Annotated in this window: 38 protein-coding genes and 2 tRNA genes; 17 read left to right on the top strand and 23 right to left on the bottom strand. The window is 33.2% G+C overall.

What is annotated here, in order from left to right:
* Nucleotides 1-35: 35 nt before the first annotated feature.
* Both AAGG74_RS16825 and AAGG74_RS16830 read left to right on the top strand, forming a co-directional pair.
* Nucleotides 36-329 (top strand): hypothetical protein, encoded by a 294-nt coding sequence (locus AAGG74_RS16825; RefSeq protein WP_429676356.1) that lies wholly within the window; start codon nt 36-38, stop codon nt 327-329.
* A 233-nt stretch (nt 330-562) separates the two neighbouring features.
* Nucleotides 563-736 carry a hypothetical protein gene (locus AAGG74_RS16830; RefSeq protein ID WP_429676357.1) on the top strand — a complete coding sequence of 58 codons (174 nt, stop codon included), beginning with the start codon at nt 563-565 and terminating at the stop codon, nt 734-736.
* Between the two features lie 158 nt (nt 737-894).
* Here AAGG74_RS16830 and AAGG74_RS16835 read toward each other — a convergent pair whose 3' ends face one another.
* The 3 genes from AAGG74_RS16835 to AAGG74_RS16845 form a co-directional block, all read right to left on the bottom strand.
* Nucleotides 895-1,101 (bottom strand): hypothetical protein, encoded by a 207-nt coding sequence (locus AAGG74_RS16835; RefSeq protein ID WP_429676358.1) that lies wholly within the window; start codon nt 1,099-1,101, stop codon nt 895-897.
* A gap of 18 nt (nt 1,102-1,119) precedes the next feature.
* Nucleotides 1,120-1,689, bottom strand: a complete 570-nt coding sequence (locus AAGG74_RS16840) for a sigma-70 family RNA polymerase sigma factor (protein ID WP_429676359.1) — start codon at nt 1,687-1,689, stop codon at nt 1,120-1,122.
* Nucleotides 1,690-1,932: 243 nt separating this feature from the next.
* Nucleotides 1,933-2,829, bottom strand: coding sequence for a S8 family peptidase (locus tag AAGG74_RS16845; RefSeq protein ID WP_429676360.1), 897 nt, complete (start codon nt 2,827-2,829; stop codon nt 1,933-1,935).
* Nucleotides 2,830-2,952: 123 nt separating this feature from the next.
* Between AAGG74_RS16845 and AAGG74_RS16850 the strand changes: the two genes are divergently transcribed.
* The gene (locus AAGG74_RS16850) at nt 2,953-3,171 is read left to right on the top strand and encodes a hypothetical protein (RefSeq protein WP_429676361.1); all 219 of its coding nucleotides are present in this window, start codon (nt 2,953-2,955) and stop codon (nt 3,169-3,171) included.
* Between the two features lie 25 nt (nt 3,172-3,196).
* Here the strand turns inward: AAGG74_RS16850 and AAGG74_RS16855 are convergent, their stop codons facing one another.
* Both AAGG74_RS16855 and AAGG74_RS16860 read right to left on the bottom strand, forming a co-directional pair.
* Entirely contained in the window at nt 3,197-3,439 is a 243-nt protein-coding gene (locus tag AAGG74_RS16855; RefSeq protein ID WP_429676362.1) for a glutaredoxin family protein, read from the bottom strand.
* Between the two features lie 69 nt (nt 3,440-3,508).
* A complete protein-coding gene (locus AAGG74_RS16860; RefSeq protein ID WP_429676363.1) occupies nt 3,509-3,670 on the bottom strand; it encodes a YvrJ family protein in 162 nt (53 codons plus the stop codon).
* Nucleotides 3,671-3,794: 124 nt separating this feature from the next.
* Here AAGG74_RS16860 and AAGG74_RS16865 point away from each other — a divergent pair.
* The 3 genes from AAGG74_RS16865 (at nt 3,795) to AAGG74_RS16875 (ending at nt 4,872) form a co-directional block, all read left to right on the top strand.
* Nucleotides 3,795-3,868 (top strand) — tRNA-Cys (locus AAGG74_RS16865).
* 91 nt (nt 3,869-3,959) lie between these two features.
* Nucleotides 3,960-4,033 (top strand) — tRNA-Cys (locus AAGG74_RS16870).
* Nucleotides 4,034-4,107: 74 nt separating this feature from the next.
* Entirely contained in the window at nt 4,108-4,872 is a 765-nt protein-coding gene (locus AAGG74_RS16875; RefSeq protein WP_429676364.1) for a phospholipase A2 family protein, read from the top strand.
* Between the two features lie 224 nt (nt 4,873-5,096).
* Here AAGG74_RS16875 and AAGG74_RS16880 read toward each other — a convergent pair whose 3' ends face one another.
* The 3 genes from AAGG74_RS16880 to AAGG74_RS16890 all read right to left on the bottom strand — a co-directional run bounded on the left by AAGG74_RS16880 (nt 5,097) and on the right by AAGG74_RS16890 (nt 7,247).
* On the bottom strand, nt 5,097-5,357 hold the full coding sequence (locus tag AAGG74_RS16880; protein ID WP_429676365.1) for a hypothetical protein: 261 nt from the start codon (nt 5,355-5,357) through the stop codon (nt 5,097-5,099).
* 191 nt (nt 5,358-5,548) lie between these two features.
* Entirely contained in the window at nt 5,549-6,637 is a 1,089-nt protein-coding gene (locus AAGG74_RS16885) for an NAD(P)-dependent alcohol dehydrogenase (RefSeq protein ID WP_429676366.1), read from the bottom strand.
* A gap of 202 nt (nt 6,638-6,839) precedes the next feature.
* Nucleotides 6,840-7,247, bottom strand: a complete 408-nt coding sequence (locus AAGG74_RS16890; protein ID WP_429676367.1) for a YkvA family protein — start codon at nt 7,245-7,247, stop codon at nt 6,840-6,842.
* A 197-nt stretch (nt 7,248-7,444) separates the two neighbouring features.
* Here AAGG74_RS16890 and AAGG74_RS16895 point away from each other — a divergent pair, with 197 nt between their 5' ends.
* The 6 genes from AAGG74_RS16895 to AAGG74_RS16920 all read left to right on the top strand — a co-directional run bounded on the left by AAGG74_RS16895 (nt 7,445) and on the right by AAGG74_RS16920 (nt 12,401).
* Nucleotides 7,445-7,849 (top strand): MarR family transcriptional regulator, encoded by a 405-nt coding sequence (locus AAGG74_RS16895; RefSeq protein ID WP_429676368.1) that lies wholly within the window; start codon nt 7,445-7,447, stop codon nt 7,847-7,849.
* 44 nt (nt 7,850-7,893) lie between these two features.
* Nucleotides 7,894-8,553 (top strand): HlyD family secretion protein, encoded by a 660-nt coding sequence (locus tag AAGG74_RS16900; RefSeq protein ID WP_429676859.1) that lies wholly within the window; start codon nt 7,894-7,896, stop codon nt 8,551-8,553.
* Between the two features lie 12 nt (nt 8,554-8,565).
* The gene (locus AAGG74_RS16905) at nt 8,566-10,188 is read left to right on the top strand and encodes a DHA2 family efflux MFS transporter permease subunit (protein ID WP_429676369.1); all 1,623 of its coding nucleotides are present in this window, start codon (nt 8,566-8,568) and stop codon (nt 10,186-10,188) included.
* 197 nt (nt 10,189-10,385) lie between these two features.
* A complete protein-coding gene (locus tag AAGG74_RS16910) occupies nt 10,386-11,144 on the top strand; it encodes a DUF4931 domain-containing protein (protein WP_429676370.1) in 759 nt (252 codons plus the stop codon).
* Nucleotides 11,145-11,353: 209 nt separating this feature from the next.
* The gene (locus AAGG74_RS16915) at nt 11,354-12,187 is read left to right on the top strand and encodes a hypothetical protein (RefSeq protein WP_429676371.1); all 834 of its coding nucleotides are present in this window, start codon (nt 11,354-11,356) and stop codon (nt 12,185-12,187) included.
* Nucleotides 12,188-12,206: 19 nt separating this feature from the next.
* Nucleotides 12,207-12,401, top strand: a complete 195-nt coding sequence (locus AAGG74_RS16920) for a hypothetical protein (protein ID WP_429676372.1) — start codon at nt 12,207-12,209, stop codon at nt 12,399-12,401.
* Between the two features lie 135 nt (nt 12,402-12,536).
* Here AAGG74_RS16920 and AAGG74_RS16925 read toward each other — a convergent pair whose 3' ends face one another.
* From AAGG74_RS16925 to AAGG74_RS16950, 6 genes are all read right to left on the bottom strand, one after another.
* On the bottom strand, nt 12,537-12,731 hold the full coding sequence (locus AAGG74_RS16925) for a hypothetical protein (protein WP_429676373.1): 195 nt from the start codon (nt 12,729-12,731) through the stop codon (nt 12,537-12,539).
* Nucleotides 12,732-12,820: 89 nt separating this feature from the next.
* Entirely contained in the window at nt 12,821-13,480 is a 660-nt protein-coding gene (gene yyaC / locus AAGG74_RS16930) for a spore protease YyaC (RefSeq protein ID WP_429676374.1), read from the bottom strand.
* Between the two features lie 106 nt (nt 13,481-13,586).
* Nucleotides 13,587-15,254, bottom strand: coding sequence for a hypothetical protein (locus AAGG74_RS16935; protein ID WP_429676375.1), 1,668 nt, complete (start codon nt 15,252-15,254; stop codon nt 13,587-13,589).
* 1 nt (nt 15,255) lies between these two features.
* Nucleotides 15,256-15,561, bottom strand: a complete 306-nt coding sequence (locus AAGG74_RS16940; protein ID WP_429676376.1) for a hypothetical protein — start codon at nt 15,559-15,561, stop codon at nt 15,256-15,258.
* A 61-nt stretch (nt 15,562-15,622) separates the two neighbouring features.
* Nucleotides 15,623-16,096, bottom strand: a complete 474-nt coding sequence (locus tag AAGG74_RS16945; RefSeq protein WP_429676377.1) for a hypothetical protein — start codon at nt 16,094-16,096, stop codon at nt 15,623-15,625.
* A 16-nt stretch (nt 16,097-16,112) separates the two neighbouring features.
* A complete protein-coding gene (locus tag AAGG74_RS16950; RefSeq protein ID WP_429676378.1) occupies nt 16,113-17,087 on the bottom strand; it encodes a HesA/MoeB/ThiF family protein in 975 nt (324 codons plus the stop codon).
* Between the two features lie 183 nt (nt 17,088-17,270).
* Between AAGG74_RS16950 and AAGG74_RS16955 the strand changes: the two genes are divergently transcribed.
* Nucleotides 17,271-17,921, top strand: coding sequence for a zinc ribbon domain-containing protein (locus AAGG74_RS16955; protein WP_429676379.1), 651 nt, complete (start codon nt 17,271-17,273; stop codon nt 17,919-17,921).
* 59 nt (nt 17,922-17,980) lie between these two features.
* Here AAGG74_RS16955 and AAGG74_RS16960 read toward each other — a convergent pair whose 3' ends face one another.
* The 5 genes from AAGG74_RS16960 to AAGG74_RS16980 form a co-directional block, all read right to left on the bottom strand.
* Nucleotides 17,981-18,280 carry a DNA translocase FtsK gene (locus AAGG74_RS16960; protein WP_429676380.1) on the bottom strand — a complete coding sequence of 100 codons (300 nt, stop codon included), beginning with the start codon at nt 18,278-18,280 and terminating at the stop codon, nt 17,981-17,983.
* Between the two features lie 5 nt (nt 18,281-18,285).
* Complete coding sequence (locus tag AAGG74_RS16965; RefSeq protein ID WP_429676381.1) at nt 18,286-18,603, bottom strand: hypothetical protein; 318 nt, start codon at nt 18,601-18,603, stop codon at nt 18,286-18,288.
* A gap of 141 nt (nt 18,604-18,744) precedes the next feature.
* The gene (locus AAGG74_RS16970; protein WP_429676382.1) at nt 18,745-19,095 is read right to left on the bottom strand and encodes a hypothetical protein; all 351 of its coding nucleotides are present in this window, start codon (nt 19,093-19,095) and stop codon (nt 18,745-18,747) included.
* A 105-nt stretch (nt 19,096-19,200) separates the two neighbouring features.
* Nucleotides 19,201-19,854, bottom strand: a complete 654-nt coding sequence (locus AAGG74_RS16975; protein WP_429676383.1) for a potassium channel family protein — start codon at nt 19,852-19,854, stop codon at nt 19,201-19,203.
* A 19-nt stretch (nt 19,855-19,873) separates the two neighbouring features.
* Complete coding sequence (locus tag AAGG74_RS16980) at nt 19,874-21,181, bottom strand: TrkH family potassium uptake protein (protein WP_429676384.1); 1,308 nt, start codon at nt 21,179-21,181, stop codon at nt 19,874-19,876.
* 154 nt (nt 21,182-21,335) lie between these two features.
* On the opposite strand from AAGG74_RS16980, the gene AAGG74_RS16985 reads away from it, so the two are divergent.
* Complete coding sequence (locus AAGG74_RS16985; RefSeq protein ID WP_429676385.1) at nt 21,336-21,668, top strand: ASCH domain-containing protein; 333 nt, start codon at nt 21,336-21,338, stop codon at nt 21,666-21,668.
* A gap of 87 nt (nt 21,669-21,755) precedes the next feature.
* Complete coding sequence (locus AAGG74_RS16990; protein WP_429676386.1) at nt 21,756-22,010, top strand: hypothetical protein; 255 nt, start codon at nt 21,756-21,758, stop codon at nt 22,008-22,010.
* 36 nt (nt 22,011-22,046) lie between these two features.
* Here the strand turns inward: AAGG74_RS16990 and AAGG74_RS16995 are convergent, their stop codons facing one another.
* Entirely contained in the window at nt 22,047-22,700 is a 654-nt protein-coding gene (locus AAGG74_RS16995) for a hypothetical protein (RefSeq protein ID WP_429676387.1), read from the bottom strand.
* A gap of 143 nt (nt 22,701-22,843) precedes the next feature.
* Complete coding sequence (locus tag AAGG74_RS17000; protein ID WP_429676388.1) at nt 22,844-23,293, bottom strand: hypothetical protein; 450 nt, start codon at nt 23,291-23,293, stop codon at nt 22,844-22,846.
* A 143-nt stretch (nt 23,294-23,436) separates the two neighbouring features.
* On the opposite strand from AAGG74_RS17000, the gene AAGG74_RS17005 reads away from it, so the two are divergent.
* Together AAGG74_RS17005 and AAGG74_RS17010 are read left to right on the top strand one after the other, a co-directional pair.
* Nucleotides 23,437-23,808 (top strand): hypothetical protein, encoded by a 372-nt coding sequence (locus tag AAGG74_RS17005; RefSeq protein ID WP_429676389.1) that lies wholly within the window; start codon nt 23,437-23,439, stop codon nt 23,806-23,808.
* 90 nt (nt 23,809-23,898) lie between these two features.
* Nucleotides 23,899-24,456: an HD domain-containing protein gene (locus tag AAGG74_RS17010; protein ID WP_429676390.1), complete on the top strand. Its 558-nt coding sequence runs from the start codon at nt 23,899-23,901 to the stop codon at nt 24,454-24,456.
* Between the two features lie 37 nt (nt 24,457-24,493).
* On the opposite strand, the gene AAGG74_RS17015 is transcribed toward AAGG74_RS17010, so the two are convergent.
* Entirely contained in the window at nt 24,494-24,928 is a 435-nt protein-coding gene (locus AAGG74_RS17015) for a hypothetical protein (RefSeq protein ID WP_429676391.1), read from the bottom strand.
* 63 nt (nt 24,929-24,991) lie between these two features.
* Nucleotides 24,992-25,234 carry a hypothetical protein gene (locus tag AAGG74_RS17020; protein ID WP_429676392.1) on the bottom strand — a complete coding sequence of 81 codons (243 nt, stop codon included), beginning with the start codon at nt 25,232-25,234 and terminating at the stop codon, nt 24,992-24,994.
* Between the last annotated feature and the right edge of the window lie 38 nt (nt 25,235-25,272).

The following is a 25,272-nucleotide window of genomic DNA, read 5'->3' on the forward strand; positions in this document are numbered from 1 at the left end:
CTTATAAATAGTATTCAGAATGGAGAGAAAAAGCGATGGAGATAAAGGTAGGACAATATTATGCTCACGAATACACTGAGTCAGACGGAAGTACAGAGGTAAATATAATTAAAATAATCCCAAACAAACTTCACACTTTGGATGCCTTTGCACGTGCAGAAACATTGTATGTCAAAGACGGTCAAGTGCGTAATATGTATACAACTGATTGGGTTAAAGATTCAATTAAACGTAAAGCAACAGAAAGTGAAATTCAACTGTTTAATAAAAAAAGAGAAAAAATGATCGATTTAAAATCGTACGGTGAACTTGTAAGTCCTAAATTTTAATTAGAAAAAAATTTTTATTATGTTTATACTATCGTTTTCACACTCGTGACATTAGTATTGAGTAGTTCCGGTTATTACTGCGAAGCTTTCAGTTTCATTGTTTTCGTTAACTGATGATTCATACAACATCATTTCTTCACCAACTAAGTCTCATAAATTGAGACTTTTTTTTGTTCTTCTTTTAATAATTGCCCCTTAACTTCACCTATAAGTATCGAAAGGTGGTGTGACAAATGACAAACAAGAAAGATTCATTAAACAAAAAGTCAGAAGAAGTAACTCCTCAATATGAACTTTTCTGCGGAGATAAGAAACGCTCTTGTTGTATCGCAAATCCAAACTGCTATCAAGAAATTAAAGTATTAAACGGAAAACCGGTTAAAACTGGGACTTGCTGTTATTATTAATAGCCCCTCAGTTTTTAAAAGGATCGCGTCCCTATTTTCCTAGGAAGGCTTTTGCCTTCCTTTTTTTTTATGCTGCTCCATTCAAATAGAATTTTCACAAAGTCACAAATAAAAAAGGAGGTCTACTAGTGCCCCCTTTTTGATCTTCGTTGTATTAATCACTCGGTTATATTTTCTTTCAGGTACCTATAGAAGTCAGGTGATGTGTTTTTTTCCAGGTAAGTTTGAAGTTTGTTAAAGATTAATATATCCAATTCCTGAGATAAATCTTCACGATCATTTGGATTGGTCTGATTTAAATAAAATTTCTTTTTTTTTGCAACTAAATTTAGAATTTCTTCAATTTCCTTGAATTTATCAGACAAACCTCTTCATCTCCTCTTTCATATTGCTGTTATTTTTTTTCGTAATTGCTTGATCGTTTTTTTGTGCCAGTAATGGATATTTTGTTCAGTCTGGCCAATTATCTTGGAAATTTCTCTTTGACTATAGTTATCCTCATAAATTAACTTTAAAATTTTTTTTTGGTTTGGTTTAAGTGAGTTAATAGCATCTTTAAGTTTTTCGTCTCTGATGTCAAAAATGCTATCTTTTAAGAGATTTTTTGTTATATCTTCTTGGTGGGGATCAGGAATCATTTCGATGACTGGAGTTTCGGAGCAATTGATGCCGGTAACTGTTTTATCCAAATATAGCACACACCGATTGTTTCTCTTTTTAACACGCTTGTCAAAATCAATAGGATACCTTTTTAGAATGCCATTCACATATCTAATTGCTTCCATCTTTTTTGAGAACGATTGGAATTTTATATTCAGTTTTTGAATTGTTCGGTCATCACCCTTTTCAAAAGCCTCGTTTAAAAGCTGTTCGTTTTCTTTGTTTTCTATAAACTTTTTGACTAAAGGAAGCTCTTTAATATCCTCGAACCTTTCTCTAATTAATTTTTGCAAACATCGCTCCTCACTACTTTCGTTGCTGATTTCTGTTTTAAAACAACTGGACATATTTCCCCCTCCTTTTTTCTATATAAGTGACGTGAAAGCGGAAAAATTAAAACAGAAACGCAAACATATGTTCTATTTTCTCTTATTTTTCTCATTATTTCCACTTTTTTGGTGTTTTTTCGAGTCTTTTAGCCATATTTTCAATTCAAATAAGCTGTGAAAAAATATTCATTTTCCACAGCCCATCTATTATATTTGTACTAAACCCAGTCCTTGAATTCCTACTGGAACATTTGGTAGATACAATGATTTTTGTTTTAAATAATCTAAGATTGTAGTATTTGTTATTTCTAGGCCCTGATTTCTATATTGATTCTTGATTAAAGCAATAACACCAGCAACGTGCGGTGCAGCCATAGAAGTACCAGAAAGAACAGCGTATTGGTTATTTGGAAAACAAGAAATAATATCTTTGCCTGGTGCTAAAAAATCTATGTTTTTATTGCTGTTAGAAAAAATAGTCGGCAAATTTTTTTGGTCCGTAGCACCAATTTGAATTACTTCCTCATAATAACCCGGAAAATTAACTTCATCTGTATCTCCTCGACCATCTCCGTTATTACCAGATGCAGCTACAAAAATCACATTATTTTTCAAACCTTTAGTTATAACTTGTTTAAGCATTGGATTATCTTTGTTTGTTCCTAGAGAGATATTAATAACATCAATTTTGTTATTATTAGGACCGCTCCAATTTAGAGCATATTCAATGGCTTCAATTAGAGTTTTTGTATCTCCTGTGCCATTTTTATTAATCACTTTAAGGATGAGCAAATTAGATTTAGGTGCAACACCTATTATGTGTCTTTTATTCAGATTTCCTATAATGCCTGCTACGTGAGTCCCGTGCCCAGAGTAATCCGTAACGGTGTTAGAATTTCCTTTATCATCAGTTGTAAAGTTGAATACACCGACAATATTACCTTTTAAATCTGGATGGTCTATATCACACCCTGTATCTATAATGGCAATATTAATCCCCTTGCCCATTATTGATCGACTCCACATTCTTTTCACACCAATTATGTCAATCCCGTAATTTATTTTTTTTTCGATTTTAAAAGTTGGCAAAACAATGCTACTCATATCTTTCCCCTCCTTTTTCACTTAATGTGAATAAATCACTTGAAAATTAAAAAGTTAGATGAGACAAAACGTTTTAATTTCTCACATTGGAATTCACATATACTAAAAAAAGGAGGGCATCCAATGAAACAGGATATTGAAAATAAAATCAGCAAGTATAACAGACTGAAATTAGATCTATTGAAAATTTCCAAATGTATTGAATGCTGCGAAACAGGATCAGAGAAAGAAACGTTTCAAAACATAGCGATCGAATATTCAAAAGAATTAAAACGGATGCACAACACTTTAGAAGACATATATGGCGTAAAAATTTGTGGATGCTGTAAATTCGAAGAATAAAAAACCTCGCCTTTCGGCGGGGTTTTTAACTGGATAGAATTTTTGAAAACTTTTTTTGTGAAACACCTAATACTTGGTGTACTACACCTTTGTGTTCAATATAACTAACCGGTGTGAACTCAAGATTCAATTCCTTAAATTCTTTAAGTGCTTTTTCATCTTCGGTTATGTTTCTTTCAATAAAATCGATATTTTCTTGCTTCAACCAATGCTTTAACACAATGCAAGGATAGCAACCAGTTTGTGTGAACACAGTAATTTTAGTCATAAAAAAAACCTCCTATATTTCTTTTCACCTTCATTAGTGAAAAAACAGGAGGAAAATTAAAAGGAAACTTTATTTTTTGAGTTTTTTAATATTGCTTTCTAATTGAGAAATCACTTCAGTCAGTTTTTCTATCTTTTTTTCAAACCTTACTAATAGGTAAATCGCCAAAACTAAAGGGAATCCAAAATTTCCGATCTGTGATAACAAATGCTCTATATCTAGGGGACCCATTGTCATCCACCCTCCTCTCTTTATATAGAGAGTGATTGTTTTGCCCCCATATTTAAAAAACTTTTTTGAGCAGTTGTTTTAATTTCTAAAGTTATACTTCACCTAAGAAAATGCAAAGCGAAACGGTGGCATAGCCAAGCGGTAAGGCAAAGGTCTGCAAAACCTTGATCGTCGGTTCAAATCCGACTGTCACCTCCATATTTTTTAACGAAATAAAAAACTAACAAAGTTTTGTAAAATGTTTTAATTTTCATAGTTACACTTCACCTAAGAAAATGCAAAATGTAACGGTGGCATAGCCAAGCGGTAAGGCAAGGGTCTGCAAAACCTTGATCGTCGGTTCAAATCCGACTGTCACCTCCACTCTGTTTACGGATGTTGGGTGCGCGCCCCGACATACCTTCATCTATAAACAATAAAACTATAGGAGTGTTTTTATGGCTATTCCTCAGAATACTATTTTAGACGGAAAATTTTTAGACAAACAGGAAATCATTTCACCACTGGCGTCTTCATTCGAAACAACAAAAGAATTTCAACTTCTAGAAGAAGAAATCAAAAAACACATCCCAGAATTTAAACTCTCTGATCTAGAAGTTAAACTAGCGTATCAAGCTGACGCTTTAACTGCGATCGAGGAAGTTGCTCAGATTGAACTTCTTGATTTTCGCAACATTTCCAACACTGTAGCTGTTAACGTTCTTACGTTCAATCTCAACAATGAAACACGAACAATTTACACAGCCCGTATCGAAACAATGGCCGAAAACGAAAATTACAAAGGCTTCGAAGTTATTGGAGAGGAAGTCATTCTTAAGTTTTCTCAAGATGGCGAAATTCTCAATCCTAGCGGAGTAGAAGCGCTTCCTAACAACCCAGACTACACCCCTGGTAATACAGTTACTACACAGGCCTTAGATTGGATTGACGGCAAGTTCTGCTTAGACAATGAAAAAGCAGGAAAAAGGTATCGCCATTGTGGTCCTGGTTGTGGTGACGGAATGGGTTTAGGTGGTGGGACCCCTATCAACGGAATTGATTCTTGCTGCCGTTCTCACGATCGTTGTTGGATAAACTTTGGCGATGGAGATAAATGCTGCGACAAAACACTTGCAAGTTGTATCGATGCATTTCAAGATCAAGATTACTGGTCTTGGCTCCAAATCAACACTTACTTCCAGCCTCGTGGTTGGTTGTGCTAATTAACTGACACAAAACAGATAAATAAATTGTGTGATAAAACCATATGAAAATGCGGCGTGCTATTATATGGCGAAATTTGTTCGGGGATAAATTATTGTGTGCCAATTTGATTTAAAACACACAAACTTATAGTCCATAATTTTATCAAATGTCCAATTTGTGAAAAAATCTATTCACCTCCAGTCTCAAATAAAAAAGGCAATGTGGTATACCACATTGCCTTTTATGGTTGATTCCAAAACATAGTCGAAATTGCCGGTATCACTCCGGCAACAATAAGAATAATTGCATTGCCAACAATTCCAACAATCCGTAATCCAGTATTCTTACTTAAAAACGCCATTATAAATCCAATTAACGGAATAACAATCGAAAAGAATATCATAACTGGTCCTGAAAAAAGGTCACCACTAAAAAACGAAATTCCAAAGACAATTAACGAGATCAAGAACAATAAAACTGAGATAACACCATAATTTTTCATCATCCCACCCTTTCTCAGACTTCATACTAACATAAACATATTAAGCAAATATAGGGTATTTGTGCGTGTGTCTTTTATAGCAATGAAAATACATTAAATTAACAGTACTTAACTCATTATCCAATTCCCTATTTCGTTATTCACCAAACAAAAAAGCTGCCCGATCATTGAGCAGCTTAAAACAAAAACTGTTATTGAATTCGTAAAATCGGTTTAATTGTAACGCCTGTTTTAGAGTCTTCAAACGCTTCATTAATCTGATCAAATTCATAAAATTTAACGAGTTTGTCAAACGGAAATTGTCCATTTTTGTAGTATTCAACTAATTCCGGAATAAACAGTTGAGGGATTGAATCTCCTTCGATTACACCCATCATTGTTTTCCCTTCTGCCATCAAATCATTATGTACATCCATTGTCATTTCACCTGTAACACCAACGATCGCTATAGTTCCAAGTGGTCGTAATGCTTGTAGGCCCTGACGAATTAACGGCGATACACCTGTAGTATCAACAGCGTAGTGCGTACCTCCATCTGTAGCTTTTTTAATTTCATCAACCACATCTACCTTTTTCCCATTAAGTACGAGTGTAGCGCCAATCTCTTTAGCAAGTTCTAAACGGTTATCGTGGATATCCACAGCAATTATATGTTTGCAACCAACAATTTTAGCTGCCATTACTGCGCTCAGTCCAACCGCTCCAGCACCAAATATTACAATTGATTCTCCGAATTTAGGTTTTAAACGATTTAATACTGTACCGCTTCCTGTTTGAATTCCACAACCGAGCGGTCCAAGTAAAGCTAAGTCCACATCTTTATTTACTTTAACAACATTTCGTTCGTGAGCTATTGCATAAGTTCCAAATGATGATTGTCCGAAGAAAGTAGATACACCGTGATCGTGGTGATGTAAACGGTGAGTATGATCTTCCATTTTCCCTTCGAAATTCAGTTCATTAAATCTATGACAAGTTCCTGGATGTCCAGTCAAACAACTTTCACAAGTTCCACAATATGCATAGCTGAGAACTACGTGGTCTCCTGGTTCTAGACCTTTAACTCCTGTCCCCACTTTCTCAACAATACCTGAACCTTCGTGTCCGAGAACCACTGGAAATGGAGTAAGCCCTAAGTCTCTTGCCACGGCATCTGTATGACAAACACCAGAAGCTACGATTTTAATGAGCACATCATTAGCCTTTGGTTCACTAATTTCCACTTCCCCTATTTCAAAGTCTTTACCTAGACCTCTTGTTAATGCTGCTTTGATTTTCAAAATACATTCCCCCTGTTTGTGTAAAAAACATATATATAAGGATTTGTCCGTAAATTTTTTTCATTCTTCCAATCCCCTCATATAATACTCGTAAAAATTTCGTTTCCCTAAATAAAAATTAATTAAATTTGTTAATGTTTTTCTTTAATTAAAAAAGGCTTGGTATTAATACCAAGCCTTTACTAAACTATATGTTATTATTTTATCTGGCTAATTTGGCGTCTACATCTGATACATCTATATCTTCTCCGAACCAGTCTTTAAGTTTATTTTTCGCTTTGTTCTTAATATCTTCATCTATAAACATTGCTACTTGTAATAACGCGACTCCTAAAGCTGCCAAATCATCTGAATACCCTACAACCGGTGTAAGGTCTGGAATTATATCAAACGGGAATATAAAATATCCCAATGCTCCTATGATAACAGTTTTAGCTTTCATAGGCACTTCAGGTTTTTGTAGCGTGTAATAAAGCAATAAAACTGCATAGACCACAGACGCTCCAGCCTTTTTTCCAAACTTCTTCAATTTATCCCAAAATTTATCTTCGGAATAATATTTCTGTGAAGATCTCATACCTGCTTCTAAATTTTTCTGTTTCTTTTTCATTAATTTTCACCTTCATCTCTTTTCTAGTATTTATGTCTATTTTACTAAAAATTTTCAACTGTTGGCAAACTTTCTTAATTCCCATACTCTTCATAGATTTTCTTATTTTTTAAAAGGAATGGAAAAAAGTGTGTATAATACTTAAGTGCCTTAACTATTTAGAGCATTTAACATTTTTCTATTCAAAGGAGGATGCAATGAACATTGGCGAACTTGAACATAATTTCGAACGTTTTCTTAAGAAATCCTTAGTGACTTTTCGGAACGTGGCATTCGAAAATAATATATCGGAATCTCAATTTGTTATCCTTTGTATTTTAAATGAACACGGACCAAAAAAAATTTCTGAGTTAGCGGAATATATGCAATTAACTCTCAGTGCTATTACAAGCTTGTCTGAAAAGTTAATTGGTTCTGGCTATATAATCAGAAAAAGAAGTCAAAACGATAGAAGAATCGTTCGTTTGGTCTTGACCGATGAAGGCAAATCATTCTCTAACGAATTATTATCCCAGAGAACAAAAATGGTTCAAAAACTTCACGATAGTCTAACTCCAATCGAACGAAAATCACTTAACAGCATTTATAAAAAATTGATTTAACTTTTACAAGATGTTTTTTTACATAGGAGGTATTCATCTTGGCTATTAATATAAAAAAACTATTAGCAATTAATATCATTACAGTAGCAGCACTTTCTGCTGTTGGTGTTGGAGGTTTTTATTACTATGATCAAGCTACTAATTATATAAAAACTGACAATGCAAAAATCGATGGGAAACAATATGTTATCACGTCTCCTGCTTCAGGCGTATTAACGAATTGGCAAGGTACTTTAGGTAAAGAGTTCCTTCCTAACACGTCTTTAGGACAAGTTTCTGTCCCTTCCACAGATACAAATGGACAATCCTCAACTGTTAGTATCAATTCTCCGTCAGACCTTACTATCGTAGCTGATAAAGCAGCAAACAATACACTTGTGTCACCTGGTACAGCATTAGCTTACGCTTATGACTTCAATAATCTATATGTTACAGCAAATATCGAGGAGACTAAAATCGACGATGTTGAAGTTGGACAAGATGTTGATATTTACGTAGATGCTTTAGGAGATACACCACTCAAAGGCAAAGTGGAAGAGATCGGATTATCAACTGCTAGTGAATTTTCCTTAACTTCTTCCGGTAATTCTGACTCTAACTATACAAAAGTAACACAAGTTATTCCTATTAAAATTTCAATTGATGAACATAAAGGGTCTCAAATTGTACCTGGTATGAATGTAACCGTCAAGGTACATAAGTAAGGAGGGATACATATGCCCCAAATGTTCTTATTCATTTATGTTGTTTTGTGTTTCTTGATAGTAGGTTTAGTTAACACGTTTATACTCAAAAACAGAAAACCACCAGTAAACAAAAAAACATCTATTAAAGACGCAGACACTAAACCAGCAAAAGAAGTTAAATTAGGCAAGATACTATTCGTCCTAATGTTTGGTATGTTTATCGCAATATTAAACCAAACCGTTATTAATGTATTGCTACCTCTTATTATGACAGACTTCAGCATTTCCACTTCTACAGCTCAATGGCTGACCACTGGTTTTATGCTTGTAAATGGTATCCTCATTCCTCTAAGTGCTTTCCTAATTGCTAGGTTCGGTTATAGAAAACTATTCATATTTGGGATGATATCATTCACATTTGGTTCTTTAATATGCGCTTTATCCGGAAACTTCACCCTAATGATGATTGGCCGATGCATTCAAGCAATTGGAGCGGGTGTGTTAATGCCGCTCGGTACAAATGTATTTATGAATGCCTTCCCACCTGAAAAACGTGGTACAGCAATGGGAACTATGGGGATTGCTATGATCTTAGCTCCCGCAATCGGCCCTACCCTTTCAGGTTGGATTGCAGAAAACTATCAATGGAACATTATGTTCTATGGTATGTTTATTCTTGGAATCATTAGCTTGTTGTTCGCATTTGCTTGGTTCCACCCAAAAAGCGAAAGATCCGTTGCTTCTTTCGATTTACAGAGCATTATCTACTCAAGTTTAGGGTTTGGCGGTCTACTGTACGGATTCAGTGAAGCGGGTAACGATGGTTGGGATAGTCCAAGTGTTTTAATCACTTTAATATTGGGCATCATCTTCTTGATCTTCTTTGTTATTAGACAATTCAAGCTCAAAGAACCTTTGTTAGAATTGAGAGTATTTAAATTCAACATATACACCCTCACACTCGTAATAAATGCGATTGTCACAATGGCATTGTTCGGTGGTATGTTGTTACTCCCTGTATATTTACAATCAATCCGCGGATTTACACCGTTACAATCCGGCCTATTGCTCTTGCCTGGTGCTCTTATTATGGGGTTGATGGGACCTATTGCAGGAAAGATTTTCGATAAATATGGTGTTCGGGTATTAGCAATCACAGGCTTGGTAATCACAACATATGCTACATATGAATTCACCAAACTTACTGGCCAAACACCATACAAAACGATACTAGGAATTTATATGCTCCGCTCATTCGGTATGTCTCTTTTGATGATGCCTATAATGACAGCTGGCCTTAATCAACTCCCTGCAAAATTAATCGCACACGGAAATGCAGCAACAAATACAATTCGTCAAGTTGCCGGTTCTATAGGAACAGCATTGTTGGTAACTGTAATGACAAATCAAACGACAAACCATCTTTCAAACTTTACAAATAACTTTAGCAAAACAGATTCTTTCCTAATGAATGATCTGAGCCAAGTTGGTCAGAGCGGTATGGTTTCAGCTTATACAGAAGCAGCAAAAACAGCTACAATCAATGGTATAAATGACGCCTTCTTAGTAGCTACCCTTTTTACTGTTGTTGCTTTATTCTTAGCTTTCTTCCTAAATAAACCGAAAACACAAAATAAAACTGAGACCAAGTAAGTTAAGCTAGCTAAAAACCTCTTTTAATTTATTTAAAAGAGGTTTTTATACTTTCCATTGAAAATCAAATTAAGAATTAGAATTTTTCTTTTTTTGTCATCAGTTCTAACAACATTCTATAATGATTACGAGACAATAGATCCTTTATATCTTTACTACATATTGCTCTCTTTTTAATGTCATTGGAGGAATCTAAATTGACTTACATACCTTTCAAAGCAAACACCGCAAAGAAAAAACCAAATACAATATTAAACCACTCTTCCAAATGTCCGTTTTGTGATCGTTCACAACTAGCAAAAGAAAAGCGCTTTTTGAAAGAAACGGACGACTTCCTCATAGTTAAAAATAAATATCCTGTTATGGAGAATGCTTTTGCCACAGTAGTAATTGAACATAAGGACTGTGATCAACACATAGCTACTTATTCTTTAGAATATCTAACCGCTCTACTTATGTTTGCTATTGATTATTACAGAGAATTAGAATCAAGTTCAAAATTCACCTCAATAGCATTCTTTAAAAATCACGGTATATTCTCTGGAGGAAGTATAAAACACCCTCATATGCAAATTATCGGGTTTGAGAATACAGATTATAACGAAGATATTTCTTCTATTGATTTCGAGGGAGAATCAATTATTTCCAATCAATTAATCGATTGGAATCTTTCTACTTTCCCTAGAAGTGAAGGTTATGAAATCAATTTAACGATCAATGATGGAAATAGAATAGACCTCTTAGCAGCCTATCTCCAAAAAAGCGTCAAGTATGTCCTCGAATGCTTGAATACAAAACACCAATGTTATAATTTAGCCTTCTATATCAAGGAAAATAAATTAAAGGTGAAAATTATATCTAGAGGTCCAACTTCAGTGCTTTTATTAGGCTTTGGAATTCACCAAACTCCTAACAATTTAAAAGAAATAGCTCAGCATCTCAAAGAATATCAGTGACGTAACATTTTTCATTCATAGCGCAAATGGGTTGTATTCCCTATTGCGCTATTTTTGTTTCCTTAAATTTACTCAAACGTATGGATTTGGAGATAGGTTATATGTTATGGTTCTATTTGAAAGGAGGGACATTTTTTATAGGAAACTGCCTACATCAGGTCAGCCAACATAGAAAGGCTCTATCATTAATTCTTAAAGGAGCTGTTACTATGGGAAAGCTTAAAAAAGCACTTTTTTCAATTTTGGGTTTGGTGTTAATTCTGTCATCTTTCACTTTTTCATTTGGAACTAAAGCAGCGAGCGCAAGCGAAAAGAATGAAATTAATTCGATTCAAGAATATCAAGACTTGCTTTTGTCAACACTGAAATTCTCTAATCCTCAAGACGAAGAACAATTAGATGACGCTGTAAATCAGTTCAATTCCAAAAACGCATTCACCGAAGAGGCCTTGACCAAATATTATGTTGAGACTAACAGTAAAACAATTTTGCCAAACGTTGAAAACACAAGAAAAGAACTCGATATTGAAAAGTACATCCAAACTAACATTGATATGGGGCAATTCATCACACACAAACTTAACGAAAACATCTCCGTCACATTCACAAACACTCCAGTTTACTTCATTGAGTCCACCACCGAAGAAGACACGCCGCAATCCGCTTCTGACGCAGAAATTACAGCAAAAAAATATAAAAACACAAAAACGTATACACACAGCTATACCGCCAAAAACTTTTTAAATATGAAGCTTTTCACAGTTAAAACAAAGGGGTATTTCCAATACAATGGTTCTGATGTCAAACCGAAATTGAATGATGCTTGGTATACAAAAGGCTTTTTATCCATTTGGCAAGTTTCCAATTGGCAAAAAAGCACTTACAAAAAAGGGTCCAATTATGCTGAAGTATACGGAAGAGGAAATTTCCACTTCGGCCTCGAAGTTAATGGTTATGGTTTAATTGTTCAAGACCAGTACATTAAAGTTTATTTAACAGGTAATAAAAAAGGATCTGTTTATAAGAAAACAAGCGTAAAATAAACAAAGGAGGTGATTATTAATGAAGCATTTTTTTCTTTCTAAATCCTTCACATTTTCATTTCTCTTTTTCGCTTTGTTTTATGGATTCCAATTAAACACAGACGGATTACAAGCCATTTCGATTTTCAATTTGCTATTGGTTAGTTTGATTTGTTCATCACTATTCACTTTTGTGATCCGATTATTCAAAAGCAAAAGACCAGTAACAAATTAAATCTATCACCTTTTCGTGCAATAAAGAGGAATGCAACTAAGATTCCTCTTTTTGTTTTTAAAAATTTGATAATAAAAAAAAGCAGAGTATCCCCTGCTTTTATATGTATATTATTCTTATCACCTGCGAGTATATCTACATTCTTGATTTAATTTCTGCTTCCATTAACTCAATTTTCAAATCGACATTTTTCCACCTGTTTGGTCTATATATTTTATCAAATTCTAGATTCTTTTTTATCAAGAATATCTTTTGAAGTTGTATTTGTGACAACCACTTCTTATAGTTATCAATATCTTGTTGAGTTTCTAAATTATTTATAATAGCCAATGAAAATTCCCCATTTATTTATAATGCTTTTTGGATTACGGATCATCTTGTATGACTCAAGTTTATGTAATAAATTGCAACGAAATATGTTAAGCTGTGTGTTTTTTAGCCATTTTATCTGAAAAATGCGAAACAAGCCCCTTAGATATTTCATCGGCCATATTCATAACTTCAAAGAGCCTTGTTGTGTGCAATACTCCGTAATTAATTTTTATGTCATCCCAAGAAACATTTACAACTCCTTTAATACTGAAATCGCCAATTTTCCCCAAGTCTCTACCTACTCCATCCCCTGGTTCCAAACCTCTGTTTGCAATAATAGCTTTACCTACACTTCGACCCAATGTTGCATCTATTGCTACTATCACCTTTCCTTCTTCTGCCTCTTCTTCCATCCTCTCTTGGAGGTTATTACCGTGGAGCGGGTGTTCAATTGTTCCGATAACATTAAATCCATTCTCCATTAGTTTTGTTCCAACCATCGGTCCAAGTACGTCTCCAGTTGCCCTATCCGTTCCTATGCAAGCAAAAACTATGTCATCCTTTGACAAATGATCTGGGAATATTTCTGTAATGGAGGATTTAATATCGCTTTCCAAACAATTTACTTTCCTGTGAATTGCCGCTTTTTCGCTTCCTAAACAATTCACTTTCCTTTGAAACGTCACTTTTTCGCTAATATCATCTTGATAATAATCTGATACTACACCTTTAATGTTGTGATATCTTTCCCCGTAATAAACTTCCAAATTCATCACCTCAAGTAGTTTTTTTTCATTATAAACTCATAATCTAACTACTTGAAAAAAAGTTTTTATTATACAAAAAAGCATCGTTCACTCGATGCTTTTGTTACTATATCGAAAATCTTAATCCGTGATTAGGTTTGTACGCATTCATCAAACGAATAACTTTTTCTTTGAGATTTGGTTTTAAAGTGAATTCATTACTATTTTTCATAATGTATTCTTCATCCCCGCTCTTCACTGACAAAGCTATTGAAGCAAAGCCATCATACATAGGTACTTCGGCATCAGGGTGAATGCATAAAGCTTTAATGTCATCCAGCGATTGAAGATTTTTTGGTATCTTCACCACGTTGTTATAAGATTTGTTCAATAAGGCATAATAGTTCTCTTTACCTTCTAGCAATACAGTTTTCTCAGTGTCCATCATCTTTTCCTCTACAGGAGATAAAACAGACAAGAGCATCTGTTTCGCTCTTTCTAATGTAATAAAGTACTCTTTGTCAGCATTACGGATTTTCTCTATTAGTTCGAACACAATAACTTCAGTAGTTAACACCTGTTCTCCTGTATTCCTGTAGATACTTCCCTCGTTAACCGAAAGGACGATTGAAGCCCTCTCCCTGTTCCAATTATTTAAAGCTTCTACTCCTCTCAACCCTATTCCAGGAGTTGATGAACCAATAGTAAACACGCGTTTTTTACTTACCTCTATTTTTAAGATATTATTTTTATACGTAATAAATGTTCTTAAGCCCTTCTCTTCTATCTGGTCCTTTATCGCTCGAATAAACCCACCTATCTTTTGATAATTAGCCCATTGTTGAGAGAATTTATCAGCGTTACACTCGTTGTAGTCAAACGTAAATGAGGAGTATGTAATTTTATTATTGGGAATATCAACTGTCGCTTTCTTTGGTAACACGACATCGATTTTTTTCATATTTAACAAAAACTTATGAAATACTTTCAGGTTAATTAAGAATCTTTCATATTCTTCAACAGAATTCTCTGCTATCAAAATTGGCAAGGTACTATGCGGCGGTTTAATACAATTATCAACGATCCGTTTATCAATGAGATTACCATCAATCATTTTTTGTTTAAATTTATCGATTTGAACTTTCAATTCATTCAGAGCGGTAAGCTCCTCCTTAAAACGACCTCTTTCCTTCGCCACAAATTCTAAAATTTCTTGTGAGGCATTTTCTCTATTCAAAGAAAAACCTTTCCCCCAAGTGTGGAAATCTACTAATTCACCGTCTGTATCAACCCTCACCTCAAAGACATCGATCACATCTTTTATTTCTGAATATTTAATGTCTCTGTCTCCAAAGTATGTTTCGATATTCTCACAAGCTCTTTGATGCGCCTTCTCAACCTTTGTTATAAGTTCAATCATATTATAAGTTGGTTTTTTTTCCATTTGGAGCACAACATTTGTAATCAAAGATAATTTCACTTCTGTTTTGAGACTTTCTTTCAGTGAAAAATCACTTTCTTCTTTAATTAAGCAAGAATTCATCACTTTATTGAACAATTTAATAACTATATGGCTACCTGTCAAAATTTCACCGTGAATATCATCGTACACCTTCGATAATTCATATATAGCTAGTGATCCAAAATATATTTCAAAATTTAAATCCATCCCTAGTTTCTTTCCATAATATTCAGCACAAATCATATCCATATTTTCTTCTAAATATGTTAATTGTTCGTTAAGAAATTTTGTTGTGTTTTTAGCTGCGTCTTTTTCCTTTATAAAAATATCCATATTAATCTTCCTTCTCATCTCCTTTAGGATCGTTGGAAATCGTTTTAAATGCCATTTTAAAGCCCTCAAGCCCTTCAAAATCGATAAGCCCAGTACTTTTGCAGTTCAAACAACTATATGGAATTGTACCTCCATACCCCATTGCAGGAGACATATAAGGTTTATCACGAACATTTTCATACGTTTTAATTTCATCTGCTAAATCGCCTACACCTTTAGGATAATATCTCCCATAATATTGGATAGCACCTTTATTTCCGCACTTAAGACAAACCACATCTTCTTTAATTTCATATAAATCTTTCATTTCACTATTCTCCTTTTCTTTAAACAAACGTTTATTTAAGATTTTTTATCCATAAACGAACTCACCCAGCTCTTAAAGGTTTTGTCGCAATATAATCTCTAGAAGAGTCCAATTCTTCATTCTTGGGATCATACTTTTTGGGGTCTTCATATTTTTGTTTATGTCCTTCTTCTTCAACTTCAAACATTCTCACACTTGTTTCTTTTGTATCCTGGCCTACATTATCATTAGTAGATCCATTTGCATTCTGTTTAGCGATTGAAGAATTCATTTTTTCTTTTACAAAAGTTTTATCTTTCTCATAAATCAACTCGCCGAGCGAAGGGTCATAAGTTTCAACCTCTTCACCTTTCCGCTTGAATACACCCATTACCTTTTTAACCGAAAAGAATCGATATCCCGCAGCTTGTAAATCTACAAACATTTCTTCAATATGTTTTGTTGCCGTTTCATCTTTAGGATTCCAATCCAACTTCAGTTTTCTATCTCCAGTGTGATCTTGAATACTTAAATAAATTGATTGTTTTTGTTCCATTTTTAATAACTCTCTCCTATCCTAGTAATTCTAAGATTTCTTCATTGTTAAATTGATGAAAAATAACTTTTCCTGTTTTATATGCGATAATTTTCTTCTCTTCTAGATGCGGTTTTTTTAACACAACAAACGTTTCATTCTCGCCTGCCATTTGATATCCGGAAGCGGTTAACTTATCTTTTATTTGCCTTTTAGTTAAATTGGTATTAGCCTGTGTTGTCTCTCCTCTGCAAACAAGATAGAGATTTATCTTTTGAGACGAATGCCATTTATTAGTCTGACAAGGACAGCATTCATCATACAAGGTAGTTAAATCTAATTCGGAATTCTGGCCAGTCCAAATGTTGTATCGGAATTCCCCTTTCCGAAACTCTTTCTCAAGAAGGATTTTTATCGCTTCAGTAGTTTGATAAGATGCTACTAATGTCAAAATAGGAAGAATGATCCCATTAGCGTCACAAGTTACTTCGTCTTCATCTAGTTGACCGTAAACACATCGGAAGCAAGGAGTATTTCCTGGGACAAAGTTCGAAACCACACCTACACTAGATGTAGCTGAAGCATATATCCAAGGAATTTCCCTTTGAAAACAAAAATCATTAATTAGATACCTAGTTGCTAAGTTGTCGGACCCGTCTAATACTAAATCCGCTTTACTTAGGAAATTTAACAAGTTTTCTTTTTTTAACATTTCTCTATGAGCAATAATATTTATATCCGGATTAATCTCAATCAACGCGTCTTTAGCTGCTTCCACTTTGAAACGACTATCTTTATGGTCTTTATAACGATACAGACCTTGCCTGGGTAAATTTGTTTCTTCAACGATATCTCCGTCTATCAATATAAGAGTACCCACACCCACACGAGCCAAATATTCTGAAGAGTGACTACCTAAACCTCCTATGCCTACAATAGCCACCGCCTTATTTTTTAAAGTTGCAGCGGCATTCTCCAACGGAGAGAAACGCTCTTGTTTCTCATATTTCAATTTCATCATCTCCTTTTTATATTTTACATCAGTTGCTAACTACTCTGAAAAATAAATAACTTTCATAAAAAATTGCTTGGTTGTTATGTATGTTTTTTAATTCCGTTTTAGTTATATACATACTTCAGGCCAATCCATAACCAAAAAAGAATAATTCATCTCATTTATAAGGGGGTTCATCTTTTGCTTCGTCATTTCAAGATCCTAAAAAAAATATTCTTTTTCATTTCGATAATAATGATTGGTATTCCTATAGCAATCAGCATATCTATCTACACTTACGAAAAATTAAATGATTCATTAATTGAAAACAGTATCAACTCTCTTCAAACAAGTATCTTCAGTAATGATAGAGACAAATTAAACGAATTAATTATTAGAAAACAGGAACACCTCAAAGATATAACCCCTCTTATACAATTAGCCGAAAATAATGAAAAAGCAATAGAAACACAGATTAATTTAACCCGTAAGATATCTAAACATTCTTCAGGATCTTTTAATTCCAGAACAAATACACCAGAAACGAAAGCGGGTTTAATTAACAACGTTAAATCTCCTATTTTTATTCTGAAAGGTAATTTCTTTAGTGGTTATTCATTCGAATTAAGAAAGGTTTATATAGAGATTTCCCCTTTTGAAAACATAAACGGTTATAAAATCTTCCTGAATAATAAACTTGTTAACAAAAGTTTAATCAAAAAAGAATCTGAAACACTAATAATAGGTCCTTTAATCCCAGGCAAATATCAACTGAAAATCTCGAATCATTCTAATAAAATTTATAAGAGAGACATTCAATTGCTACAGCCAAATACTTTTATTGATCTGTGATCAAGGGCTTGAAAATTTCATAAAAAAGACCTCTACCAAAAGGCCTTTTTCTTTCTCTATTATGCATAGGATATAATCTTACTCGACAGAGAATCAGGATGAAATTGTTCACATACGCCTTCATCCCGCATTCTCTCAATAATATGAGCAGAACCATACCAATCTATGCCGAAAACTCTCTGGATCCAAGAACAATGGACCGAGCCATTCTCTTTTGCTTTCCTCACTACTTTCTCATATATTTCGTCAGCTTCTTTTATTTTCGTTTTTATGTAATTTGTCTTATCAATTTCAGTGCCATCTTTGAAAAAATATTTTGCTTTTGTTTTGCTATGAATTTCAAAATAAACCGAGGACATATTATTTATTTCTCCTGTCTTTTTGCTTCTTTTTTAATTATCCTTTTTAATTCAATATATTTATTTACAACATCGTTTTTAAATTCATCCATTGTTTTCTCATAGTATTCCAAGGCATCGTCAAATCTACAAAAAATTCCATACAATAATTCAAATTGATCTACCAACTCCTGAATACCTGTTGCTAAATGACCGCCAGATTGGATAGCAGGGCTACAAGCATCTATCAGCATTGTTTCATAACCATAATTTTGATTGAACGTATCCATAGCTTTTCTTTTGTTGTAAGAAGGTATTTCTAAAATTTCTTTATCATTATTCATTATTACACCTCTAAATTTCTTTTTTTCATTATATTCTTTTTCCATTTATTTTTTTGAAATAAGTAAAAAAGATCACCTTCACTTCCACTTCCATTCTTTCATATAAAAGACCCTAGACATATTCAGTCTAAGGTCTCTAAGTTATTTATTCATTTCCCAACCTACTTTATGAAGGTTTTCGTTCATCCGCTTTCTCTCATTAATCATCTCGTTAATTTTCCCCTCGACGATATACTGAAGTTCTTTCAATCGCTCATCACCAACAAAATATTCATATATTGCTTCTGAAATTGCTTTATGTTCTATTGTATATTGCCAATCGTTATGATTAATGTTTTCTCTACTATCTTCACTAATACAAGTTTTCACTTCAATAGAAAACCTCGATACGTTCCCAACAAGCGGAGATTTAAATTTGGCTGCTTGTTGTGTTGTATTCTTTCTTTGTTTAGAAGGGCCGTCTATATCTTGGACACTTTTAAGTGTTTTCATATTCTTCACCACTTTACTCTATATATTATTATTTATATATTCTTATTTTAACGTTGAAATCAATGAACGTTTAAAAATTTTATGAAAATCCTCCGCTTTAATTTTTCAAGAAAACTTCTTCTTGAACTTTTCAATTTTCTTATTCTCGCCTATCAATAGTATGTAATCCCCTTCTCTGAAAGGTATCTTTGCATAGTGAGCCAATAAAGGCTCTCCTTTTCTGATAATAAGAGATACTGTTAAATCAAATCTTTTTGAAAAGTCTAATTCAAGTAATGTCTTACCGTATAGCTGTTCAGGAACTTCTATTTCAATAGCAGAAACATTTTCGGTTATTTCCAGATACTCAATTACTCCTGTCATCATTTCTTGCCTAGCGATTTTAATACCCGCTTCCTCTTCAGGAAAAATTACTCGATCGGCCCCCATACTATACAGTATTTCTCCCACTTCAGTTGTAATTGCTTTGGCCACAATCCGCTTTGCATTCCTCTCTTTTACTTTTTTCGTAATCATAATGGCGGAGAAAGCATCAGATCCAATAGCTACAAACACTGTATCAAAATCTTCAATATTTAATTCATCAATAATATCATTTTCTCTGAAGTCACCTATAATGCAATGCGTTGCATAATGATCAATTTCATCAAGTTTCTTTTCGTTTTGGTCGCACACAACAACATCTTGATTTTTGTTTGATAATTCTTTTACAATACCGCTTCCAAACCTTCCGGCTCCTATAACTAAATATTGTTTCACGTAAGCCCCCCCCTTATAATCAACCAACAGCTAAATCTTCTTTTAGATACTTAACTTTAGAACTCTCAACTTTGAATATGAGGTATATGAAGGTGAATATTCCAATTCGACCGATAATCATTAATATCATTAATACGAACTTAGAAAAACCGCATAATTGACTTGTAATCCCCATTGACAGCCCCGTATTCGTCAGAGCGGACATTACCTCGAATGAAAGAGTATCTACCGATTGATGTTCAAACATTGATAATATAATTGTCGATATGAAACTCAACAAAACAAAACTGACAAAGACTAAAAAAGATTTATTTATTGCCTCCTGTGTTATTGTTTTTTTTCCAATAACCGTACTCTCCCTTGATCTAACAACAGATGCCATTTTTGCTATTAGTACTCTAAATGTCGTTAACCTTATTCCTCCGCCTGTACTGGAAGAAGCTCCTCCGATAAACATAAGACACATTAATATAAGCAGAGTTGTCGAAGACAAGCCACCTATTTCAATTGTAGATAGCCCTCCGCTTCGAGTTGAAGCGGATAGAAATAATGAATTTATTATTTTGTCGCCTAAACTTAAGTTCTTAAGAATGTTTTGTCCTTCTAACACTAGGTATGAAACTGCCCCTATTGCCAGTAATAAAAAGTGCATTCTAATATTGATCTTTGTGAAAAGACTTTTTTTCTTTCTGAAAGAAAATATATACTCCATTATCGTTGGGTAACCTATACTCCCAATGAATATTGTTGCAGCGGTAGCTAACAAAAATGATTCATCAGTTTTAAAATAATTCATATCTACTAGGTAGAATCCTGCATTTGTGAAGCTAGCCACAGAATGAAATATCGAGATAAATAACGCATCTGATGAATTATGCACAACTTTCCTTACATCCCCATAAATAGCTAACGTCAACAGTGTTTCAATAATCACAGCAATAATCAAAACGGAAAAACTCAATGATTTAATCGTCTTAAGATTATTTTGATTTTGATCTTTAGAAATCAACAACATACTGGACATTGTAATTCTTTTTCCCATCATCAAAAATAAATAACTTACCAGGACAAGTATACCTATCCCACCTAGTTGCATTTCCGCTATTAACATCCCTTGACCAACTCTCGATAGTGTTTGCGATACATCAACAGTTGATAAGCCTGTTACACTAAGCGCACTCGAAGAAATAAACAAGGCATCAATATACTTTAACGTCCCTTGATTAGAAAAAGGAATAATATAAAGTAAGGAAAATACTACGATTACACTGATATACAATAAAAAAATATACCTAAAAGAGTTAATTGACTTTCTATTTTCAAACATCTTATTCCTCGCTTTAATTGTAAAACAGCACTATCATAATTTTGTTATACACATATTTCTAAAAGTCTCTAAATTAATTTAAGATTATTAAAACACGTTTTTTAAAAAAGCTAGAATATGATAGTTATATCTTATATAGATGAGAGGTATCCTTATGAAAGGTCTAATTATTAAAGAACCTTGGATCGATTTAATTTTAAATGGACAAAAAACTTGGGAAATCAGAGGCTCTAGAACAAAACTGAGAGGAGAAATCGCTTTAATCAAAAGTAAATCCGGAAAAGTATTTGGCACAGCTGAAATAGACGATTGTATCGAATTAGACTTAAACATTTACCAAGATTCATTTCGTTATCACTGTATTCCGGAAACAACCTTTCTTCCCTACAAGAGAACTTATGCCTGGGTTTTAAAGAATCCAAAAAGATACAATGAACCATTCCCTTACAATCATCCTCAAGGAGCGGTGATATGGGTCAATTTATGAAATGTTTTTTGTGAATTAATCGTCTTAACTACTTTATTTTCATTCTTAGTGATATTAAAATTAGCTAAATACATTAGGAGTGACTCTATGGAAAATCCATTTTTCTCAAACTTCAAATTGATCGTTCGAAAAATAACTAACGGGATATATCAAATCTATAAATCTGAACCTAAGCATCAAAAACTTAACTTATTTGAGGGTGAATATCTTCACGAATTAGATTTAATCCCTTTGTTGAACTCCACTCAGGTTCTAATCATAGATCAAGACAGTAATGTTGTGCATCATAACATTAAAGACTTACAAAGCAATTTAAACGAAAAAAAAAGCCAAAACCATTAAGTGGTTGCGGCTTTTTACTTTTATCATTTTAATCATTCAAACATTATCTAAACTTTTATCTCGTTCTGCCACCAGTCTACAAGTTCTTTTAAATTGCAATTCCTTAATACCCTCTACCTCTTCAAATTCCTCACATTCCTGACAAGTATAATTTAGCGTATTTTCCATTATCACTTCTCTTCTAGGATTGTTTACATCTTTTATTATTTCTTCTAATTCATTTTTTTCTTTATCCGAAAGCATACCTGATACTGTCCCTCTTCCACAACTTGGACATATCGCAATGTACTCTGGCTCCGCTATCCCCTTTTCAATTAAAAAATTCTCCACTTTTCCCACTTTTCCATAATGCATTTTTCTTGTTAACCCACCAATAATATTCCCTTTTCTGATCATTAATAGATGTTTATCCAATAATACTTTTTCATTTTCTGTTAAGAAATCCAACTCTTTAATAACAGGATAATGGTGAACCCCTTGTAGTTCTGGATATTCCTCTTTCTTTTTCTTTTCGATCACATTGCTTAGTTCATATTTTATACTCTCTAAATTGATTTTTTTAAGTTCGTCTTCAAGTGTTTTTAATTCCTCTCGGGTGTATTTTTTACCTAATTCCTCTATGTTAATACTCTCAACAAACTCACTATATTCTTTCTTTTTTTGTATAATAATTTGAAATTCTTTATTCATCCGGTCTTCACTCTCCAATTATTATTCTCTGTATAGATTATAATTTCTTTTTATTTCAACAATGAAAAAAAATAAAACTTTAATTCGTTGCAATAAAAAAGCCTTTGTGAGAACACAAGGCCTAAATTCGTTAACAGGTAAATTCATTTGAATTTTAAAATAGTTGATCTATATATTATGTAAATAACCACCGAAGAAAAAATAAACAAAGTATTATACAATTTATAGCTATGAATCGCAATCTCTTCAAAAGAAGGAAAAAAAATAATCATCGCACCAACTTGAGAGAAATAATACAAACAACCTATGCCAACAATGCAAAAAAATTCATTTTGAGCTTTTTGTATAAAATTTTTCGGCTTCCATTCCCAATCCTTTTTGAAAAACTCCAGCAACTCAAGTTTAATAAACAGTGCTATAAGAAAAGCCAATACTATTAAAATTGCCAAGATAAAAACATTATCAGTGTTTACAAAATAGATATACTTAGAAAAAATCTCATCCACCATAATATACAGAAAAGAAAATGTTGAAAAACAAATTAGAAAAAATCTAATTTTTAATTCAATCCTTATAGCGTACCTTAAAAACAATGTACCGTTCCCCTAGTTTATTTTTGTTATAACTATATCAATTTTTTTATTTTTTTTCCACAGCACTCACCATTTTGTTTATAGTAATGGTGTATTAACCAACAAAACATAGCTAGCTACATTCAAAGGAGAGAGAAATACATATGAAACTTAATAAGAGAACAAGATTAACAATTTCTATTTTAGTTGGGATTCTATTTTTCGTAATGTTCCAAGGACTGATAAATAGTGCAGCAGGAGAGATTATCTTATTTGGTGCTTCCACTGTTTATGGACTTGCAACATTAAGAGTAACTGGGGTTAGAGATTACGGAACATTATTTAGCATTTTAGGCATATTAGGTTTCTTCACAGTATTCGTTGTGATGAATTTTATTGATTCAAATTATTCTTACGGTGAATCAATCTATAAGGGTTCATTTATTGGTTTTCTTGTTATTGGAACTCCAATGATTTTCATCTCTATGTTTATGATGAAAAAAAGAAAAAATAAACAAAAACAAGACCTTGCTTAATTAAGAAGGTCTTTTTTATTCGTCTTGTCTCATTGTTTTTTTGTCTAGGGAAAGAATATGATTAATTCAACCATTTTAAAATAATCAGAGGTGATTTTTTTGTCCATAGTAGAAAGAGCATTGAAATTTGCAAAACAAGCACACGAAGGCCAAAAAAGAAAGAATAGCAATACTCCTTATATAATGCACCCAATTGCCGTTGCGAAAATTTTAGAAGAATCCGGACTCTCACAAGAAGTCATTGCTGCGGGTTTACTACACGACACTGTAGAAGATACACCTGCTACCATAGAAGATATAGCTGATCATTTCGGCGAAATTGTTTCTAATATAGTAGCAGCACACACCGAAGACAAAACAAAATCGTGGGAAGAAAGAAAACAACATACAATAGATGTTTCTAAGAGCGGCCCTATAGAAGTAAAAGCACTGATCGCAGCAGATAAACTTGATAACCTACGTTCGTTAGTTGAATCCTATGCGGTCAAAAAAGATAAAGTTTGGGATACATTTAAGCGAGGATACGAAAAGCAGAAGTGGTATCATTTAAGCGTCGCAAATAACATCTTTATCGGACTTGATGAAAAAGATATCCCAGCATTCTTTTATCAATTTAAAAATGAAGCGGAACAGTTTTTCAATAAATAAAAAAAGAAGACCTAAATCAATTTAGGTCTTTATTGTTTTATTTTACAGTCAATGTTTTATAATCATCTAGACTTTTTTCTTTTAAATCAGCCCAAGCTTTTAAGACTTCTTCCTTTTTCAAATATTTTGCTGTGTTCAAGATCACTTCTACCAGCTTCGATTCAATCAGTTCACCTTCTAAGTTATATATATTTTCATTATCATCGGGTATGTCTTCACCAATAAGATAAGTAAATGGATCATTCAAACTCAAAACATCTTCATCATCAAAGCTCCATTTGTCAATTCCGTACTCACTAAACGAAATAGATTGAGTATCTTGTGAAGATAACCAAAGAATATTAAGTTGTTCCTTTCCATCAACAATTAAAGACTTTACATTCAGAAGATATTGGATATATTTGTCTTTCACTTCAAACCATTTACCACTTCTTGTTTCATTTATGAAATTTTCTTTTTTTGCACTTTTCATTTTGTAAACTCTCTCCTTCTTTAACTAGATGTAGTTTATTTTGAGTAAACTCGACTTCTGTCTTCACATTCTTTTTCCAACAAAAACGCTTCGTATACCCCCCCTATATACAGCTTCTTCAAAATCTCTTTGTAGCTTTTCTACAGTTTGTTTGTAATTCTTGAAAGCTGAATATTGTGAATAGTTAGCTTTTAAGTCTCTCGTTAAGATTGTATCATTTAATACTTTCCCTTTATTGATTATTTCCTCAACAAATCCCATTTTTTTCACCCTTTTTAAAATTGCTGTTTTAATTATCTTACTCATTTTTAAACACTTTGAATGTTTTTATTTAAATTTTTTTT

It is taken from the genome of Bacillus mexicanus (assembly GCF_050445615.1).
Classification (GTDB): Bacteria; Bacillota; Bacilli; order Bacillales; family Bacillaceae; genus Bacillus; species Bacillus mexicanus.